The organism is Nitrospinota bacterium (genome assembly GCA_029881495.1).
Classification (GTDB): Bacteria; Nitrospinota_A; UBA7883; order JACRGQ01; family JACRGQ01; genus JAOUMJ01.
The window spans coordinates 36,716-56,619 of record JAOUMJ010000018.1 but is presented as its reverse complement, the minus strand read 5'-3'; the positions used below and the strand labels follow the sequence as shown (position 1 = coordinate 56,619).

The 19,904-nt window shown below is 46.5% G+C and carries 14 protein-coding genes; all 14 read left to right on the top strand.

The window, feature by feature from the left end; all coding sequences use genetic code 11:
* Positions 1-4,035: PAS domain S-box protein (locus OEY64_09020; GenBank protein ID MDH5543089.1), on the top strand; the 4,035-nt coding region annotated here is incomplete at its 5' end.
* Complete coding sequence (locus OEY64_09015; protein ID MDH5543088.1) at positions 4,032-5,174, top strand: hybrid sensor histidine kinase/response regulator; 1,143 nt, start codon at positions 4,032-4,034, stop codon at positions 5,172-5,174. The genes OEY64_09020 and OEY64_09015, both read left to right, overlap by 4 nt.
* 2 nt (positions 5,175-5,176) lie before the next feature.
* The gene (locus OEY64_09010) at positions 5,177-6,577 is read left to right on the top strand and encodes a sigma-54 dependent transcriptional regulator (GenBank protein MDH5543087.1); all 1,401 of its coding nucleotides are present in this window, start codon (positions 5,177-5,179) and stop codon (positions 6,575-6,577) included.
* 299 nt (positions 6,578-6,876) lie between these two features.
* Positions 6,877-7,347 carry a response regulator gene (locus OEY64_09005; protein ID MDH5543086.1) on the top strand — a complete coding sequence of 157 codons (471 nt, stop codon included), beginning with the start codon at positions 6,877-6,879 and terminating at the stop codon, positions 7,345-7,347.
* Positions 7,348-7,363: 16 nt separating this feature from the next.
* A complete protein-coding gene (locus OEY64_09000; GenBank protein MDH5543085.1) occupies positions 7,364-9,652 on the top strand; it encodes a chemotaxis protein CheA in 2,289 nt (762 codons plus the stop codon).
* Between the two features lie 33 nt (positions 9,653-9,685).
* Complete coding sequence (locus OEY64_08995; GenBank protein MDH5543084.1) at positions 9,686-10,225, top strand: chemotaxis protein CheW; 540 nt, start codon at positions 9,686-9,688, stop codon at positions 10,223-10,225.
* Positions 10,226-10,238: 13 nt separating this feature from the next.
* Positions 10,239-12,806: a methyl-accepting chemotaxis protein gene (locus tag OEY64_08990; protein ID MDH5543083.1), complete on the top strand. Its 2,568-nt coding sequence runs from the start codon at positions 10,239-10,241 to the stop codon at positions 12,804-12,806.
* A gap of 125 nt (positions 12,807-12,931) precedes the next feature.
* Positions 12,932-13,447 (top strand): chemotaxis protein CheW, encoded by a 516-nt coding sequence (locus tag OEY64_08985; protein ID MDH5543082.1) that lies wholly within the window; start codon positions 12,932-12,934, stop codon positions 13,445-13,447.
* A complete protein-coding gene (locus OEY64_08980; protein ID MDH5543081.1) occupies positions 13,444-15,534 on the top strand; it encodes a methyl-accepting chemotaxis protein in 2,091 nt (696 codons plus the stop codon). Before OEY64_08985 ends, OEY64_08980 begins: the two co-directional genes overlap by 4 nt.
* Before the next feature lie 144 nt (positions 15,535-15,678).
* Positions 15,679-16,590: a protein-glutamate O-methyltransferase CheR gene (locus OEY64_08975; protein MDH5543080.1), complete on the top strand. Its 912-nt coding sequence runs from the start codon at positions 15,679-15,681 to the stop codon at positions 16,588-16,590.
* Positions 16,580-17,641, top strand: a complete 1,062-nt coding sequence (locus OEY64_08970) for a chemotaxis response regulator protein-glutamate methylesterase (GenBank protein MDH5543079.1) — start codon at positions 16,580-16,582, stop codon at positions 17,639-17,641. Before OEY64_08975 ends, OEY64_08970 begins: the two co-directional genes overlap by 11 nt.
* A gap of 4 nt (positions 17,642-17,645) precedes the next feature.
* On the top strand, positions 17,646-18,161 hold the full coding sequence (locus tag OEY64_08965; GenBank protein ID MDH5543078.1) for a chemotaxis protein CheD: 516 nt from the start codon (positions 17,646-17,648) through the stop codon (positions 18,159-18,161).
* A gap of 46 nt (positions 18,162-18,207) precedes the next feature.
* Positions 18,208-18,696 (top strand): chemotaxis protein CheX, encoded by a 489-nt coding sequence (locus OEY64_08960; protein ID MDH5543077.1) that lies wholly within the window; start codon positions 18,208-18,210, stop codon positions 18,694-18,696.
* Positions 18,697-18,856: 160 nt separating this feature from the next.
* Positions 18,857-19,861, top strand: a complete 1,005-nt coding sequence (locus tag OEY64_08955) for a porin (protein MDH5543076.1) — start codon at positions 18,857-18,859, stop codon at positions 19,859-19,861.
* Positions 19,862-19,904 lie beyond the last annotated feature (43 nt).

Here is a 19,904-nt window from a genome sequence, read left to right as displayed (position 1 = left end):
GTTTTGAATGAGTCCACCAAGGCGCTTGTTCACGCGGAATCGGAAGACGCGCTGTTGAAAAAGATTTGCGAGATAGCTACAGAGACAGGTAAATATAAGCTTGCCTGGGTCGGCTATGCCGAATATGACCTTTTGAAGCGGGTGGTGCCAGTAGCGCATTCAGGTTATGAATCCGGCTACCTTGAAAAGCTGAACGTGACATGGGCCGATACTGAAAGGGGGCGAGGCCCTACAGGCACAGCCATAAGGACGGGGAAGCATTGCGTCACGAGGGACATACATTCCGATCCGAGGTTTCAACCATGGCGGGAAGAGGCGGAGAAGCGGGGTTTCGCTTCAGTGATCAGTGTTCCTCTGATAAGCGGAGGGAAGGTATTCGGGGTGATGAACATGTATGCCCAGGAGCCTGGCGCTTTTGACGAAGAAGAGATAAAACTCCTTGAAAATCTGGCTGAAGAACTTTCATACGGGATAATGTCCATCCGGGCAAGAGCAGAGCATTCCGGCCTTACCGAAATGCTGAGAACATCGGAAGAGAAGTACAGAACGATCATAGAATACGCCTACGATGCCATAATCGCCGCGGACACAGAAACCGGTATAGTGTTGGAGTTGAATAAAAAAGCTGAAGAGATGGTCGGTCTCCCTGCCGACAGGATCATTGGAATGCACCAAACGGAATTGCACCCTGAAGAGTTGCGGGAAACGTCAAAAAAGCAGTTCGGAGAATACGGCGAGGGGAAGCGCAATCTTTCAGACGAAGTGATATTGAACAGGAAGGATGGGCGCCGCATCCCTGTGGAGATCAGCGGCAACGTAATCAATCATGGAGGGAGAAGGGTTACATACGGAATTCTGCGCGACATCAGCCAGAAGCTCGAATCGGAAAAGGCGATCAGGGAAAGCGCCGATAAATATCGCAGACTGGTAGAGAATTCCCCGGATATTGTCTACCGCTTTTCAAATCTCGATTTTGGAACCTTCTATTCTCCGCGTGTTCTCGACATCCTTGGCTACACGCCTGAATATCTGATCGAAAGGCCGAAGTTATGGAACGAAAGCATTCATCCGGAAGACAAACGTATAGCCGAGGAGGCTGTTAAAGGGCTGGGTGACGGAAAGGGGTTTGACATTGAATACCGCATCAGGAACGCGCGGGGGGAGTGGCTCTGGTTTCGGGACAGGTGCATATCCATTCTGAGCAAGGACGGGTATTCGGAAATAGAGGGAATGGCGACTGATATAACGGAGAGAAAAAAGGCTGAAAGAAAAATTCGCGAGAGCGAGGAGCAATACCGCAGATTGGTAGAAAATTCGCCTGATATTGTTTACCGCTATTCGCACAAGAATGCCGGGATATTCTTTTCATCGAGAGTTAAAGATATTCTCGGATATACGCCCGAATACCTGCTGGAGCATAAGTCGCTTTGGGACGACAGCATACACCCCGATGACAAACTCAAGGTCGCAAATGCGATTACCGACATGAATGGATTCGATATCGAGTACCGGATTCGGGATGCGAAGGGGGGTTGGAGGTGGTTTAGTGACAGAAGCATATCGATCGTCGCTGAGAGCGGGGATGTGATCGTCGAAGGTCTCGTCACTGATATTACGCGAAGGAAAGCCACTGAAGAGAAGCTGAGATTGTCGGAGCAGAAGAGCAAAGCGATCCTGTCCACTGTAGGCGAAGGGGTCATCAGTTTTGGGGAGGATTTCGGCATACGGTTTGTGAACCGGGAGCTTTGCGGGATGTTTGGATATACGGAAGAAGAGCTGCTTGGGAAGAGGATCGGAATGCTGTTCCCCGAAAGAGCAGGTGAAAAAGATGTTCCCGGATTTGAAAAATATTTTGCTAAAGGAAAACAGGAAAAAATCGGCAAATGGATCGAGATGGACGGCATGAGAAAAGACGAATCCGCGATCCCGGTAGAGATGAGGATCGAAGAAACGGTTGTCGACAGCAACGACAGATTCTTCACCATGGCAGTCCATGATATTACGGAAAGAAGGCTCGCATGGCAGGAAGAGGAGAGAAGGGCGAGGCAGATAATTAAAAACCAGAAAACACTTATAGAGCTGGCGAAAATAGACTCTACCGATTTTAATATGATGCTTCACACATTGACGGAGGCAAGCTCGGATACGCTTAACGTAGCCAGAGCCAGCATATGGTCGTATAGAAACGACTACTCAGAGCTTGTATGTATGGACAGTTATGACCGCAAGAGCAGGCGCCATGATTACGGTGAAACCTTGAATAGGGCCGAGTTTCCTGAGTATTTCAAGGCGATGGGGAGAAACAGGTGTCTTGTGGTAAATGACTCGTTTAATGATCCCCGAACAAGCGAGTTTCGAGATGGATATGCGTTGAGGCATGGGATAACCTCAATGCTCGATGTATCGGTGTGGCTCCACGGAAAGGTGGTTGCCGTTATTTGCCATGAGCACATCGGACAAAAAAGGGAGTGGACCGGTGAAGAGCAGGATTTCGCAATATCCGTCGCTGACATGATCTCCCTCGCTTTTGAAACGGCAGAACGGAAACGAATAGAAACTGCGCTGAATAAAAATGAAGCCAGAATGCGCCAGTCGGAAAAGATGACCGCTTTAGGGACTCTGACTGAAGGGATAGCGCATGACTTTAACAATCTCCTTACGCCGATCATAGGTTATACAGAAGTAACTCAAAAGATATTTGCGAAGGATTCGGAAGAATACAAGGACCTTGCCGCCGTTTTAAAGCCGGCAAGGCTGGCGAAGGACATTGTCGCTCAGTTGCTTCAGTTTGGCAGAAAAAGCGGCGGGGTGGCGTATCCCATAAATCTTGGCGATGTTGTTTCGGAAAATACAAAGCTCCTTAAATCGTACCTCCCTAAAAGCGTACTGCTCCATACCTCGATAGAGAAAGGGATAAAAAATATCATGTCCGAGGTTTCCAGTATCCAGCAGGTATTGATGAATTTGTGTATCAATGCCGCTCAGGCTATGCCGAACGGGGGGATGCTGAAAATAGCCGTTTCCAATTCTGAAATCGCCGTGGAAAATCCGGAAACCGGATCTCCGGATACAGAGATGAACGTGCTACTGGAGGTTAGCGATACGGGAACCGGTATGGAAAAGCATGTGCTTGACAGGATATTTGAACCGTTCTTCACCACAAAGAGCGTCGGCGAAGGAACCGGGCTTGGTCTATCGCTGGTATTTGGAATTGTACAGCAAGCTGGAGGAGATATTGCCGTTGAGAGCGAAGTTGGAAAGGGAACCACTTTCAGGCTCACTTTCCCCGCAATTGCTAACTGCGAAAATAAGAAAACTGAGTCGATCAAGAAAGATATTTCGGGGAAGGAGACGATTCTGGTAGTTGATGATGAGGCGTCGATCGTGGAGATGTGCAAAAAGGCATTGGAAGCTTCGGGATATAAAGTCTTCGGCTTTACAGACCCGGCAAAGGCGCTTGAGTCATTTATGGAAAACCCTGAAAAGTATGATCTCGTTATATGCGATCAGAATATGCCCAAAATGAAAGGAACCCAGTTCCTCAGTGAGATTTCCGCATCAAGGAATAATCTGCCGAGCATTCTGTTTACCGGCTCCATTATAGGGATAGAGGATACGGAGCGTGGAAGTATCCGTATAAGCGAAATCGCGCGCAAACCTATCGGGTTGCAGGAGATGGGGATGCTGGTGCGAAAAACTATCGATAATGCCGTAAAGGAGAAGAACAGGACACACTCCGCGGAGAAATCAGGGATCAAGAAGAGGAGTGAGGACAAAGCCTACGTTGAGGGAGAAAAAAAATCGAGGTTACAGCTTGAAAGCCGGGATGATAAAGATGTCGTGACGATAACAGGAAACATCGCTTTGAACACCTCGGAAAAGGCATCGCTTTTGAACTTGTATGCCAATGCAAAAAAGAGCGGGAAAAATATCGTCGTTAATGGTTCAAGCGAACTATGCAAGGCTCTCATAGATGACGGCTTTGATAAATTCGTCAGCCTGCTTGTCACGGAATCCAGAGAACAAATGAAATGAAACGTAAACTTCTTATTGTGGATGACGATCAACCTGTTCGGGAGTATTTGGAAAAGGTGCTTCGCGAGCATTATGAAACAAAGTGCGCCGAAAGCGGAGCGAGCGCGTTAGCGATGTTCGGAGAAGGTGATTTTGACATTGTTCTGACCGATGTGCGCATGCCTGGCCTGGGGGGAGTGGATATTCTGAGGACTCTGAAAAAGATATCGGAAAATACGGAAATTATCCTCATGACAGGTTTTGCCGACATAAGTGCCGTTACAGAGTCGTTGAACGAAGGAGCTTTCGCATTTGTTACCAAGCCTGTTGATGTGAAATATTTGCTGCACAGGCTGAACCAGGCGGTATCGGTCATTCATGGTCGTGAGATGGAAAAAGAGGTAGTTGAAAATATGAAAAATGAACTGCTGATGCAGACGCTTTTCACGCAAAGACTCGCGTCTCTTGCGGTTATCGCCGGCGGTATCACCCATGAGATAAACCAGCCTCTTAGCGGGATTGGATTGTATGTTGCTACTCTCAAGAGCATGGCCTCCAGTGGTGAGTTGTTGAATCCCTCCCAGGTTGTGGAGATAGCGGAGAAAATCGAGTCGCAGATCAAAAGAATGTCGGGAATTATTGAACACATGAGAGAATTTTCATCAGACACGAAAAACAAGGAGATATGGAAAGTAAATCTTCTGGCAATTGTGAAAAGGTCTTCAGAATTGTTCAACGTACAGATGAATAAAAGCGGGATAAGCCTGGAGGTGGATATCCCGGAGGATTTGGCTATAAGGGCAAATCCCGGAAGGTTCGAGCAGGTGCTGATAAACCTTGTATACAACGCCAGGGACAGCATTTTGGAAAAGGCCGGAACTTCATCGGAAAACCAGCCTCAAAAGAAAATATGCATTAAGGGGAGAGAGGACGGCGAGTCCATAAACGTTGATATAACCGATACGGGGAACGGAGTGCCTGAAAAGATAAAGGACAGAATCTTCGAGCCATTTGTTAGCGGAAAGAATAGCGGGAAAGGAACCGGTCTGGGGCTTTCAATATGTAAAAGAATACTTGAGGATTTTGAGGCCGAGATCAAGTTGCTTGAGACCGGGCCTGAAGGAACAACCTTTAGAGTGATATTCAAGAAGGCGAAATAAAAATGCCGAAGGATGGGAAAGTGATTGCGGAAGGTAGACCGGTGGTGCTGGTCGTAGATGATGACAATGCTGTTTTGGACAGTCTCTCCAGTTTTTTAACGCAGGAAAAATGGCATCCCGTTTGCTCCAATACGGCAAATGAGGCTATCGAAAAGATTCGCACGACTGATATACGGCTGGTAATTTCGGATATCAACATGCCTGATATGGACGGATTGACCCTGCTGGAGGCTATCCGCAAAACCGATCCTGACGTAGAAGTTGTAATGATGACCGGATTTAGTTCTGAAGAGACGGCGATTGAAGCCCTGAGGCTTGGAGCATTTGATTATTTCAGGAAACCGATTAATGGAAGTGAAATATTAGCCTCGCTTAACAGAGCAAAAAGAATGCTGGAACTGAAATCGAAGAATGTTTTGCTGTCGAGCCTTGTGTCGCGCCTGACATATGAAGGAAAGGGAGATTTTATTGGCGAGTCGCCGGCGTTTAATAAAATTTATGAACAGATGAAAAAGATAGCCATGTATCCCGATGCGACGGTTCTTTTGACAGGCGAGAGCGGAACGGGGAAAGAGGTAGTTGCTCAAATGCTCCACAAGATGAGCAAGGATAAAGAGAAGCAGTTCGTGGCTTTCAATTGCGGAGGCGTTGCCGAAAATCTTCTGGAACGGGAGCTCTTCGGGCATGAGAAAGGTGCGTTTACCGGCGCGGAAAAACGATCGCCTGGGCTTTTTGAAATAGCTCTCGGTGGCACGGTTCTGCTGGATGAAATATCAGAAATGAGCATGACTGCTCAGACAAGGTTTTTACGCGTTCTGGAGGAAAGAACATTCAAGAGAGTTGGCGGAACGTCGGAGATAAGTCTTGGAGATACTAGGATAATCGGCGCAACCAACAGGGATCTTGGTAAATTTGTAGCTGAAGGGAACTTCAGGCAAGATCTGTTTTATCGATTGAATGTGCTGTTAATTGAAATACCGCCGCTACGGGAGAGGAAAGAAGATATTTTGCTGCTGGCAAGGCATATCTTGAGAACATTGTTTCAGGGGAGAAATATTTCACTAACCCCTTCTGCCGAGAAGGTTCTCCTCTCATATGATTATCCGGGAAACGTAAGAGAATTAAGGAATATACTGCAAAACGCGGCGATATTATCCGCGGGAGAGAAGATCGATTACAGTGATTTGCGGTTATTGAAAAAAAATGATTCCATTTCTAATGGTGGCAACGGGAGTAGTTCACGATTGCCAGAAAGCCTGAAAATCGAAGAAAATGAAAAATTGCTGATAATCCGCGCTATCGAAGAATCAGGAAATAATCTTTCCAGCGCTTCAAGGGCTCTTGGAATTACAACTCAGTCGCTCTACAGAAGAATGGAAAAATACGGAATAACTGTTGATTGAATTGAACTTCTCTTTGTCACCGGAATTATTTCAGCCTCACTTTTGTATTGAATTATATCTGTAAAAAGGCGATTCACTTTTTCTCCTAATGTTATAAAAACAGAATAGTAACAAATCGAGCAGAAAAATTGTCCGAAAACGGACAGCGTTTTTCTCTTACTTTTTGACCTATTCTCCGAAAACGGATAGTCAGTTGTCCGGTCGCGGTTAAAGCCTAACCGAGCTTCATCTATGCAATTAAAAAAGGCTGTAATTACAGTTAGTTTGAGTTCGGCACTCTATTTGCTCTTACCCATGCCATGGAAATTTTAATTGTTGACGACGAAGAAGTTATCAGGGATTCCCTTAGCAGGCTTTTAAGGCAGAAGGGATACATATGCCACATCGCTTCACTGGCTGAAGAGGCGATCGAGATGATAGATAACATCCCTAAAATCGGGATTGTTATATCGGATATCCAGATGCCCGGAATGACGGGAATACAGTTATTGAAACTGATAAAGAAACAGTATGCGTCGGTAAGTGTTCTTATGCTTACGGGGCACGCAGATGTTGAAAGCGCCATAGACGCCGTCAATTATGGCGCCTACGCGTTTTTCAGAAAGCCGATTGACATAAATGACATGTTGGCCACCATCGAAGAAATCATTCATGAAAGCGAAAATATGGGAAGGCGAATGGTGCCAAATGAAGTCTGGATGGAAGAATACAAAAAACTGCACAACGCCTATGAAGCATTGTCAAAAGAGATATCGCATTTACTAAAGTGAGCAGGGGGTAAGGAATATGTCAGGCGAATTTTCAGATGATATTGTCCAGGAGTTTGTTGCGGACAGCCAGGAGATGCTTGACCAGATAGAGCCGCAATTAATCGAAATGACCAAAGGCATAGCAGATGGCACCGTAGATGATCAGCTCATAAATTCGATTTTCAGGTTGTTCCATTCAATAAAAGGGGGCGCTGGCTTTCTGAATTTCAACACTATTCAGAAGGTTACGCATGAAGGCGAAACCCTGCTGGATATGTTGAGAAAAGGGGAGATGCAGCTTACTCCAAGGCATGTTGATCTGATGGTAAGCACTGCAGACTTTCTTCGCGGACTGTTGCATAGAGTAGAGATGCAGCTTAACGACAGCGGCGCTGAAGAGGACGCGACGACAGTAATGAAGGAATTGAGCAAGGCTATCTTGGACGGAGGCTCCAAATTCGCAGAAATCATGGGCGAACAGACGATTGAGCCTGATGATGCCATTGAAAAAGACAGTGAAGTTGTCCGAGAGATGGAAGTTACGGCTGACATGAAAAGCAATTTTGTCAGGGAGACGACGGAGCTTCTCGACGAGATAGAACAGATGATAATCGCGTTGGAAAAAGATCCCGGAAGCGGTGATTTGGTCGAGAATATATTCAGGTGCATTCACACGGTAAAGGGGAATTGCGGATTCTTCGGCTATTCCGATATGGAGAAGCTGGCCCATAGCGCCGAAACCGCGCTTGATTTCGCAAGAACCAATCCCGGGAAATTCGACAAGGATTTTTCCAGAATATTTCTCTCTGTCATAGATTCGCTTCGCAAGGCATTGAAAGGGATTTCGGAAAACGAAGATGGGGAGATAAAGGAACTCCTTGTATTTACAAAATTCCTGGGCGAGCTGGTTGACAAACACAAAAACAGCGGAAAGAAAAAAAACAAAAGCAAAAGTGATAAAGAGCAGGAGGACATTAACATTGATTTAGATGCCGGGCTCAATATCTTGATGTCGGATGATACCGGTTCGGCCCGGACAAGCTCAAAGGATGTGCCGGAGCCGGGCAGGGAATTTGAAACGGGAACGTATGACCGAAGGGCCACCGACAGAAAAAATTCCGGAAGGCAGGATATACGAGTCGACCTTAAAAAACTTGATGCCTTGATGGAACTTGTTGGAGAGCTTATCGTCGCTGAAAATATGGTAATTCAAAATCCTGACCTGGAAGGCTACGAGTTTGAATCATTTGAGAAGGCCTCCTTGCATCTTCACAAGATTACCCGTGATTTGCAGGATATAACGATGTCGATAAGGATGATCCCAGTATCCAATACTTTTAGGAAAATGATCAGGCTGGTTCACGATCTTTCCCAGAAAGTAGGGAAAGAAGTGGAGTTGAATCTTGTTGGTGAAGACACGGAAGTAGACAAAACAGTGATCGAGCTGATCTCTGATCCCCTTGTGCACATAGTAAGGAATGCTATAGATCACGGTCTTGAATCGCCGGAAAAGAGAAAATTGGCGGGGAAAAACCCAAAAGGAACGATCACAATCCAGGCAAGTCATGAAGGCGAAGAGGTTTTGATAGCGGTAACCGATGATGGAAGAGGCCTGGATAAGAAAAAAATATTGAAAAAGGGGATCGAGCGCGGCTTGGTCAGCGGCGACGGTTCAAATCTCAGCGATGATGACATTTACAAACTTGTTTTCGAGCCGGGATTTTCGACAGCGGACAATGTTTCGGATATCTCCGGGCGCGGGGTAGGTATGGATGTTGTAAAGCGCAACCTTGAAAAGATCAAGGGGCGCGTGGAAATAAAAAGCACTCCCGGAACTGGCAGCAAGTTCACGATAAGAATTCCCCTGACGCTCGCCATTATTGAGGGGATGCTGGTGAAAATTGGGGACTCAAGCTATACGATCCCGCTGTTGGCCATTCGGGAGTCGATCAGGCCGAATCCGTCACAGATAACGCTGGTTGATGGAGAAGAGGTTGTTAATCTGCGCGGGAAATTCCTGCCGATTATCAGATTAGGTGAATTGCATCGAGTAAAAGCGAATAAGGAAAATCTACATGAGGGCATCCTTGTCATAGTTGACTTCCAGGAGATGAATTTTGCCATCTTTGTTGATTCGCTGATAGGACAGCAACAGACGGTGATAAAAGGTCTTCCAGGCTACATGAAAGATGTTCGAGGCGTATCAGGATGCACGATCCTCGGAAATGGAGACGTCAGTCTTGTTTTGGATGTAGGCACCCTGTGGTCAATTACTGAAAAAAGAAAGAGGACGCCGGATGAAACAAAATCTTTAGAGTACGTTTAAACAGACATAAAAATAGTTATAAGGAGGAATGGTATGGCAAAAGCGAGTGAGGACATGGTTCTGGACGATATTTTTGACGAAGACGAAGATACCCAAAAGGATATGTATTTGACGTTTCAAATCCAGGAAGAGGTGTACGGGATAGAGATAAGGTACGTTACAGAAATTATCGGTCTGCAGAAAATAACAGCGGTGCCGGATATGCCCGACTTCATTAAAGGGATGATCAATCTTCGAGGCAAGGTTATACCGGTAATGGATGTTAGGACAAGGTTCAGTCTCCCTTTCAGGGAGTACGATAACCGCTCCTGCATAATAGTCGTGAATATGAGCGACAACAGCGCGGGATTGATCGTAGACAGAGTAAGGGAAGTTGTAAACATCCCGGAATCAGAAATTGAACCAGCCCCAAGGATGCAGAAACAGCGAAAGAGCATGTATGTGCAGGGAATGGGCAAGGTAGGAGATGAAGTGAAAATACTTCTTGATGTGAACAAGCTGTTGGAAGAGGAGGAGCTTGAGCTTGTCGGCTCCATAGCGGAAGAACCTAATAAAGACAAAACCGGTAAGTAAGGGAGATATTAAAATGAACAGTTTCTCAAAATGGTACAAGAACGCAAAGCTGGGGACAAAACTGCTTGCAGCCTTTTTAACGGTGGGTCTTCTCCCCTTTTCGATCATGGGCTACATCGCTCTGGAAAAATCAAGCGCCGCGCTTGAAAAAAACGCGTTTAACCAGCTCAAAGCGGTAAGGGAGATAAAGAAAACCCAGATAGAGCAGTTCTTTGCTGAGCGACAGGGCGATATCGGAGTGCTGACACTGACGGTGAATACGCTTAGGGATCGCGCTTTCCAGAGACTTGAGGCGGTGCACTCAATAAAAGTTGATCAGATCAGGGAATTTCTAAGAGCGAACAAGCTAGATAATAGAAATCTCTTTAAGTACCCGGAAACACTCGCCGGCATTAACAAAATAATGCAGAAACGTGATGGTATGGGCAAAACTGGCGAGACATATCTCGTCGGGCCGGACAAGCTGATGCGCTCGGACTCCTTTCTGGATCCGGTAAACCACTCAGTCAGAGCGTCGTTTGCGAATCCTGAAAAAGGCAAAGTAGACACCGAAGCCGTAAGGCGTGGGCTTGCCGGAGAATCGGGGTCGGATGTAATTGTCGACTACAACGGTAATCCGGTGCTTTCCATATTTTCTCCTTTGAATGTAAACGGAGAAAGATGGATAGTAATAGCGGAAATGGATGTGGCCGAGGCATTCAGCCCTGTTGATGAAGAGGGGAAGGAGTTTTATGCGGAATATGTAAAGATGTACGGCTACTACGACATGTTCCTTATAGACCCTTCAGGCTATGTATTCTACTCAGCCTCCAGGGAGCCGGACTACCAGACCAATATGGTAAACGGAAAATACGCGAGCTCGAATCTGGGTAAATTGACAAGAAAGGTTCTTGAAACCAGGCAGTTTGCGTTGGCCGATTTTGAGCCATACGAACCGAGCAATGGGGAGCCAGCTTCATTTATCGCTATTCCTCTAGTGCATAAAAAAGACAATGAGATTGAAGTGATTATCGCTCTCCAGCTTTCTCTCGAAGCGATCAATAAGATAATGAAGCAGAGGGAAGGAATGGGGGAAACTGGAGAAACCTATCTGGTAGGCTCAGACCTTCTTATGAGGTCCGATTCGTTTCTTGATCCGGTCAATCATACCGTATCGGCGTCATTCGCGAACCCGGCAAAGGGTAAAGTGGATACCGAAGCTGCAAGAGAGGCGGTCGCAGGGAATACCGACGCAAAGATCATTATCGATTACAACGGTAATCCTGTTCTCTCCGCGTATACTCCTGTGAAGGTAGGCTCGACAACATGGGGGCTTCTTGCGGAGATAGATGAATCAGAGGCGTTCTCGGCCATCAACGCCCTGAAGACATTGATGGCGATAATAGCGATAATAGGCGTCGCTTCGATCATCGCCGTTGCGCTGGTTATTGCCAGGTCGATATCCAATCCGGTAATCAAGGCGGTTGAGGTTCTCAATGAGCTTGGAAAAGGAAACCTCAATGTTTCTGTCGAGACGGACAGGGAGGATGAAATCGGCCAGATGCTTAGCGCCGTGGATAAATTTTCAAGCGATCTCAGCAGTGTAATTCGGGAGATCAATATGGCGGCGGAGCAGGTAAACACAGGCTCGGCGCAGGTTTCGGATTCAAGCCAGTCGCTTTCCCAGGGAGCTACAGAGTCAGCCGCGTCCCTTGAGGAAATTACAAGCTCGCTTACCCAGATAGGATCGCAGACGAAACTGAACGCAGAAAACGCGTCTCAGGCAAACAGCCTATCAACTCAGGCGAGAGAAATGGCAGAGGGCGGCAACAAGCAGATGGAAGAGATGGTTTCGGCTGTGACGGAGATCAATGAGTCCAGCAAAAACATCTCGAAGATCATAAAGGCGATTGACGAGATCGCTTTCCAGACAAATCTGCTCGCTCTGAACGCCGCGGTAGAAGCGGCTCGCGCGGGGCGTCACGGAAAAGGATTCGCAGTTGTCGCTGAAGAAGTTAGAAACCTGGCGGCAAGGAGCGCGAAAGCGGCTGAGGAGACCGCCGAACTAATCGAAGGTTCCGTGAAAAAGGCGGAAAATGGCACTGCCATGGCCCACAGAACTTCGGAATCTCTTGCCGAAATAGTTTCCGGCGTCACCAAGGTGACTGATCTGGTTGCAGAGATCGCTGGAGCGTCAAACGAACAGGCGCAAGGTATTTCGCAGGTAAATCAGGCGTTAGGGCAGATCGATCAGGTTACACAGCAGAATACGGCGAATGCCGAAGAGTCTGCGGCGGCGGCTGAGGAGCTTGCAGGACAGGCAATTAACCTCAAGAAAATGCTTGCAAGATTTACGCTAAAGGCGGAGAACGGCAGGAGAAGTCTTCCCGCATACAACCACCCGAACGAAAAAGGCATGGACAGGGAGTCAAACCATAAGCGGAACAGCAGGAATGTGGTTATCAGCCATAGCGCTCCAGTAAAAAGCGGAAATGGTAAAGGCTTCCACCCCGGTGTGAAGGAGAAGGTGCGTTCAACAGGTAACGGCAAAAAGGAGAACCTGGTGATCGCCTTGACGGACGAGGAGTTTGGGAAGTTTTAATTTATTCAGAGCATATGTGCCGGGCCTTGCGGCCCGGCGCTACATGCAAGTGTGATTTGAAATACGGATCATGAACTTCGTTTGGGACATGAACATTACGAAATTAGGAGTGATAAGGAAGCAAGATGATGGAATGCAACAATGAATTGGCAGATGAACTGTTTGTGTCTCACTCTGGAGATGATTCGCAAAAAGATCTGTTCCTTACATTTGAACTGGGATCTGAAATATTTGGCATTGCGATATGCAACATCGCGGAAATAACCGGGTTGCAGGGAATTGTTGAAAGGTCAAATACAGACAAGTATCTTTCAGAAAGGCTCGGTTTTCATGGAAAATCGATCCCTTTAATTGATCTCAGGTCTCTTTTCGGAATGCCGCACCGTGAATACGATTATTGTTCTTGCGCAATCATCATAGAGATTGACGGGTTAAGCGCCGGTCTTGTTGTGGATAGGGTAAGGGAAGTTGTGAAAATCCCCGGTTCTGATATTGAACAGGTGGATTATCACTCGAATAATGCGGTGCTGAATTACGCAATTGGAATGGAAAAAAATAAGGAAAAGAGGAAAGTGTTGTTAAATGTGCAGGAACTATTTGCATCTGTAAATAGGCGCACGGCTGAAGGGAGCAGAAAATGAAGTACGTAGCCAATATGAAGATAGGAAAGAAAATAGCGCTCATGTTGTTACCGTTATTGATGAGTTTTCTTTTCTTTGCAGTTAACGGAATAGTTGAAAAGAAAAACATATCGGAGGAGATGAGCGCGCTTTATGAACTGTCGGATCTGGCAGTGAAGTTAAGCGCTTTGGTGCACGAAACTCAGAAAGAAAGAGGGGCCACAGCGGGCTTTCTGGGGAGCAAGGGAAACTCTTTTGGCACGATATTAAGCGACCAGAGAAAGCAAACTGACGTTAAAACCGCAGAGTTAAAGCAGTTTCTGGAAACTTTTGACGCGTTATACTTTGGCGCAGAGTTGAAAAAAGCTCTTGATCATAACCTGGAGGACTTGGAGGAGATCGAAAGTATAAGAAGCTCAGTTGCCAAGCTTGATATAGAGACTGGCAAAGCTATCGGATATTACACCGACATGAACGCTGGGTTTCTCGACATTATTGCATCCATGGTAAAAATATGTTCGAACGCTGAGATTTCTACGATGACAATGACTTACTCGAATTTTCTTAAGGGTAAAGAAAGAGCAGGGATTGAGCGAGCCGTCGGTAGCAATACCTTTGCCGCCGACAAGTTCGGGAAAGGGATGTTTAACAAGTATAGTGAGCTGGTATCACAGCAAAAGGTTTATACGGAGCTGTTTGTTCTGCTAGCTACTGAAGGCCAGATAGCGTATTTCAATGACAAAATGAAAAGTCCGGCTGTAAGCGAAGTGGAAAATATGCGTAATATTCTTTTTGAGAAATCCGATACCGGGATGTTCGGCATAAGCTCTACCAAATGGTTCGAAACCATCACGGTAAAAATAAATCTATTGAAGGAGGTAGAAGATCGTCTTTCAGGAGATCTGAAACAGAAAGCCGGAGATCTGAAGCAAGGAGCATATCAGGCAATGCTTTTCTATCTTACGTTAAGCGCTGTTGTCCTGGTTATTTCTATCGCGCTTGGAGTTGTGATCGGCAGGGATATTTCCGGGCCGATAGCGAGAATGATGTCGCTTATTGATGAGCTTTCCAAAGGTAGGCTTGATGTAAGTTTAAAGATGGAAAGAAAAGACGAAATTGGGATGATGGTAACGTCTTTAAACGCATTCGCCGAAAACCTGAGCGATGTGATTGGCGAAATAAATATGGCGGCAGACCAGGTCTCAACCAGTTCTGACCAGGTCTCCTCCGCTAGCCAATCACTGTCGCAAGGTTCTACCGAATCAGCCGCCTCGCTTGAACAGATCACCAGTTCGCTAACTCAGATCGGTTCACAGACAAAGCTTAACGCCGAAAACGCAACGCAGGCGAACACTCTTTCTACTGAAGCGCGAAAAATGGCGGAGGATGGAAATCAGCAAATGGATGAGATGGTCGCCGCAGTCGCGGAGATCAATGAATCGAGCAAGAATATTTCGAAAATCATCAAGGCAATAGACGAAATCGCGTTCCAGACGAACCTGCTTGCGTTGAATGCGGCTGTTGAGGCGGCTCGCGCCGGGCGTCATGGCAAAGGTTTCGCGGTTGTCGCCGAAGAGGTGAGGAATCTGGCGGCAAGGAGCGCAAAGGCGGCGGAAGAGACGGCAGATCTTATAGAGGGATCCGTAAAGAAGGCCGAAAACGGCGCTACCATCGCAAGCAGAACTTCAAAATCGCTTACCGATATAGTCCGTGGCGTAACAAAGGTCGCCGACCTGGTTGAAGAAATAGCCGGGGCTTCCAACGAGCAGGCGCAGGGAATATCCCAGGTTAGTCAGGCTCTTGGTCAGATCGATCAGGTGACCCAGCAAAATACTGCAAATGCCGAACAGTCGGCCGCGGCTTCCGAGGAGTTGGCGGGTCAGGCGATTAATCTCAAGGAAATGCTCTCCAGGTTCAGGACCAGGGAACAAAATTATGGAAGAAACGGAGAAAACAGGAACGGATCTGAAAGCTCCGATTACCCGATCCATGAAAGGAGTCATACGCATGAACAAAATGCTATGGATGACGAGTGGGATATGGGCACTGATGAGGAAGTTGTGGCGGCATATGGAAGTGACGGAAACAGGGAGGAAAGCTTCAACTGAAAAAGGTGCAAGCCGTGAAAATTTTAAACGATGGCAAGATCAACGCGATCTTGTGCCGACTCAGTTAATGGCGTTTTTTATGGGGAGTATTCCAGTCGGAAAACTCCCCAAGTTTTCCGGGAAGAGTTATAAAAAGAGATCGAAATGATAATGAGTAACATCATGAACGACAAAACAGACATACAAAATCTCTTGCCTGAGGGGTTCCCCGTAAGGTCGACAGGCATTTCCTCAGATGAATTCAATCTTATCAGAACGCTTGTTTATGAAAAGATGGGGATTAATCTTAGCGATCAAAAACGGGCGCTCGTAGTCGGCCGTTTGCAAAACAATCTTCGCACAAACGGTTTCAGCAGTTTTAAGCAGTATTACGAATATATTCTTGGTGATTCGTCCGGCCAGGCGCTAGTGGATCTCGCAGATTCCATTTCCACAAATTATACATATTTTTACCGCGAGCATGGTCACTTTGAATATCTGATCGAACATGCACTGCCCGATGTAATTGAACAATTAAAAAGACGCAATTCGCGCGATATCCGTATCTGGTGCGCTGCTTCATCCACAGGCGAAGAGCCATATCTTCTAGCGATGATTTTACGAGAAAGTCTTGGCCAGGAATTTCATCAATGGGATACGGGTGTGCTGGCGACTGATATCTCGGGTACAGCGTTAAAAACGGCAATGGAAGGGGTTTATTCAGCTGATAAGGTCAGCAGGGTGCCTCAGAATTACAAACTGAAATATTTCACTAAGCAGAGCAACAATATGTATGCGGTATCTAGTGATATCAAAAGAATGGTTACGTTCAGAAGATTTAATCTCATTAACAAGGTATTTCCGTTCAAGAAAAGATTCGACATAATCTTTTGCCGGAATGTGATGATCTATTTTGACCAGGAAACGCGCAATAGTCTGGTGGACAAACTTTACGATTTTACTACAGTCGGCGGATATCTTTTTGTTGGTCATTCTGAAACTCTGGATAGAAGGGCTACGGATTATACATATGTGAAGCCGGCAATCTACAGAAAAGAGCCGTATAATGTCGCATAAAATCAGGGTATTGGTTGTGGATGATTCCGCCCTTGTTAGGGATACGCTTTCCAAGGGGCTTTCAATGGATCCGGGTATTGAAGTTGTGGGAAGCGCGGCTGATCCCTTTATTGCGAGGGATAAAATTATCGAACTGAAGCCGGATGTTCTCACGCTTGACGTCGAAATGCCTAGAATGGACGGGGTCCAGTTTTTGAAATTGTTGATGCCTCAGTATCCGATACCAACGGTAATGGTGAGCTCGCTCACCCAGAAGGGGAAACAGATAACGTTTGACGCTTTGGATGCCGGCGCGGTCGATTTTGTTTCAAAGCCTACCTCAAATATATCGCGCGGGTTGAACGGTATGATGGTTCAGCTAAGGACAAAGGTGAAAATAGCATCTACCGCGAATGTCTCTCACTGGAAAGGTAAACGGGAGAACCTGTTCAAGGTCGACGTAAAGGCCTCAAAGGCTCTCGCGGAATCTACCGACAAGGTAATAGCCATCGGGGCGTCTACCGGAGGAACCGAAGCCATAAGAAAGGTGCTGGAGAAATTTCCAGTAAATGCTCCAGGAACGGTTATCGTTCAGCATATGCCGCCAGGATTTACAAAACTATTCGCGGAACGGTTAAACAAGATAGTGCCGATGGAGGTCAGGGAAGCAACTACAGGAGACAGGATAATTCCAGGAAGGGCTCTTATTGCCCCTGGTGAAAAGCATATGACGGTAATACGGTCGGGTGGGCATTACGAAGTGGTTTGCAAGGAAGGTGAAAAAGTGAGCGGTCATATGCCTTCTGTGGACGTATTGATGCATTCTGTGGCCCAGCATGTCGGGAAAAACGGGTATGGAATAATGCTGACCGGAATGGGGCGTGACGGAGCAGAAGGGATGCTCGCAATGAAAAAAAGCGGTGCGAAAAATGTCGCACAGGATGAAAAAACATCAGTGGTGTTCGGTATGCCAAACGAGGCTTATAAATATGGAGGGGCAGATCAACTCATTCCAATAGACGATATTGCTCACACAGTCATAAACATGATTACAGGAGGCAAAAATGATTAACTGCATGGATGGGCGAAAAAGCGAAAACATTGGAAATAATATAATAGTTGGCGTTGGGGAAATGGCTGTGTCGGGAGATGCAGGCACGAAAATTAAAACATATGGACTTGGTTCCTGCGTTGCGGTCATAGTGCGGGATCCGATTTCTGGGATAACCGGCATGGTTCATGTAGCGCTTCCGGATTCAAATATAGACAGGGGTATTGCCGAAGAGCGCCCTGGATATTTTGCCAACACAGGTATCCCGGCGCTGATAAATATGATGCATGATTGTGGATCCACAATTAATACTAGCAAAATGATTGTGAAAATCGCTGGTGGAGCGCAAACCTTGGATGAAAATAATGTGTTTGAAATAGGCAACCGGAATGTCACAGCGATTAAAAGGATCCTATGGATGAACAATATGAGCCCTGTTTCGGCTGATACGGGCGGACATTTGAGTAGAACTGTATTGGCATATGTTTCCTCTGGCACGGTAAAGATCTATGACTCTTCAGGGAACTGCCGGGAATTGTAAATTGTTTTTGTAGTATGATTATTTATATTGTCGATGGGGAGGAAAAATGAGCGGTGCGGTTGACGCGGAAATGGTAAACGCCTTTTTGGGAGGCACGATCAATGTCCTGAAAACAATGTGCCAGACTGTTCCTGTGTCCGGCAAGGCCTCCTTGAAAACGGAAAGGGAGCCGGGAGGGGATATCAGCGGCGCGATACCGCTGACAGGCGATAAGCGCGGCATTGTTGTTCTTTCATTTTCCAAAGAGGCGATAATAACCATTGTTTCCAGAATGCTGTATGAGGAAAAAAGCGAAATTGACGCGGAGGTAAAGGATGCAGTTGGAGAAATTACCAATATGATCGCCGGGGATTCGCGTAAAAATCTGGAAGCGCTTGGCATGAAGCTTGAAGCTGGAATCCCTGAAATATTCCTGAACGGCAGTGGCAATATATACTCAAATATTTCAGAGTCGGCAAAAACGGTTGCAATCCCCCTGAAAACCGACAAGGAAGAGAGTTTTTCGGTTGAGTTTACCTTTGAGCAAATTAATTAAAAAAGAAGGAGGAAGTATTAATAGCTCTAAAACAAGTTTCATAGCCTTTGCGCGCAGTGCGCCAGTTCTCGTTCAGTCAACATTTTTTTAAATAGTGGAAGGAGAAGTTATGAGGAAATATATATTTTTAGTTGCACTATGTTTTTCAATTGGCGGAGGCTTGGCAATAAATGCTCAGGCGGCGGAAAATTCCGTTGAGCTTGGAATTCACGGATTTGTGGATATGTCATATGTCACGAACGACACGGCGGCTGTCACTGACGACGCGGCCGCAACAAAAGCGTCAACTGATAGAGCTTCCTTTGGCATGGACAGCGCCGAGATCGATTTTACCGGCAAGACGGGCGATAAAGCCTCTTTCAGGATAGATATCGATTTCACTGAAACGGAAAGCGGCGTTGAACAGGGTTTCATCGCTGTAACTCCTTCAGAAAAAATTACCCTCACACTTGGAAAGTTTAACGCTCCAATAGGCTTCGAGCTGCTGGATGCTCCAGATATGTATCAGTATTCCCACGCTATGGTGTTCGATTACGGCCTGCCGACGAACCTCACCGGATTCATGGGGCACTTCAACGGCGGGATATTCGATATCGCGGCCTATTATGTGAATGGGATGGATAATAATACCGACAACAACAAGGATAAAACGGTCGGTACGAGGGTAGGGCTTTCTCCCGCGGAAGGGATAAACCTCGGTATCAGCTTCCTTACAGGTGCGACATCCGACGACAAGGATGCGCAGGGGGATCCTGTAACGACCACGCTCGACAAGACTACAATAACTGACGTCGATTTTACGATAAAGTCTGTAAAAAATCTCCTTATAGGTGGTGAATACAATATGGGAGTCATCGAATCAAGCGGCGGCACATCGAAGTGGGACGGCATGCTGGTGATGGCAAATTACGCGATAAACGACACTTTCGGGCTGACTCTCCGCTATGACACGTTCAACGACACGAATGGCGCCGTATTCGGTTCCGGCTCGGAGGAAAAAAGGAGTTCAATAACCGTATCTCCTTCGATGTCTATCGCGGAAGGCCTTGGCCTGCTGGTGGAATATCGCTCCACAAGTTCGGACAAGGAAGCGTGGGTAGATAAGGACGGAGCAGGAAAGAAAAGCCAGTCTGTAATCGCGGCTGAAATGACCTATTCGTTTTGAGAACTGCCCGGGTTAAAGGATATTGAGGTCGGGATGGCCCAAT

Excerpts from the sequence above, each read along its gene's own strand:
- OEY64_08990 (MDH5543083.1), top strand. The coding sequence starts at position 10,239 with ATGAACAGTTTCTCAAAATGGTACAAGAACGCAAAGCTGGGGACAAAA.
- OEY64_08995 (MDH5543084.1), top strand. The coding sequence starts at position 9,686 with ATGGCAAAAGCGAGTGAGGACATGGTTCTGGACGATATTTTTGACGAA.
- OEY64_09000 (MDH5543085.1), top strand. The coding sequence starts at position 7,364 with ATGTCAGGCGAATTTTCAGATGATATTGTCCAGGAGTTTGTTGCGGAC.
- OEY64_08965 (MDH5543078.1), top strand. The coding sequence starts at position 17,646 with ATGGATGGGCGAAAAAGCGAAAACATTGGAAATAATATAATAGTTGGC.
- OEY64_08975 (MDH5543080.1), top strand. The coding sequence starts at position 15,679 with ATGATAATGAGTAACATCATGAACGACAAAACAGACATACAAAATCTC.
- OEY64_09015 (MDH5543088.1), top strand. The coding sequence starts at position 4,032 with ATGAAACGTAAACTTCTTATTGTGGATGACGATCAACCTGTTCGGGAG.
- OEY64_08980 (MDH5543081.1), top strand. The coding sequence starts at position 13,444 with ATGAAGTACGTAGCCAATATGAAGATAGGAAAGAAAATAGCGCTCATG.
- OEY64_08960 (MDH5543077.1), top strand. The coding sequence starts at position 18,208 with ATGAGCGGTGCGGTTGACGCGGAAATGGTAAACGCCTTTTTGGGAGGC.
- OEY64_08985 (MDH5543082.1), top strand. The coding sequence starts at position 12,932 with ATGATGGAATGCAACAATGAATTGGCAGATGAACTGTTTGTGTCTCAC.
- OEY64_09010 (MDH5543087.1), top strand. The coding sequence starts at position 5,177 with ATGCCGAAGGATGGGAAAGTGATTGCGGAAGGTAGACCGGTGGTGCTG.
- OEY64_08970 (MDH5543079.1), top strand. The coding sequence starts at position 16,580 with ATGTCGCATAAAATCAGGGTATTGGTTGTGGATGATTCCGCCCTTGTT.
- OEY64_09005 (MDH5543086.1), top strand. The coding sequence starts at position 6,877 with ATGGAAATTTTAATTGTTGACGACGAAGAAGTTATCAGGGATTCCCTT.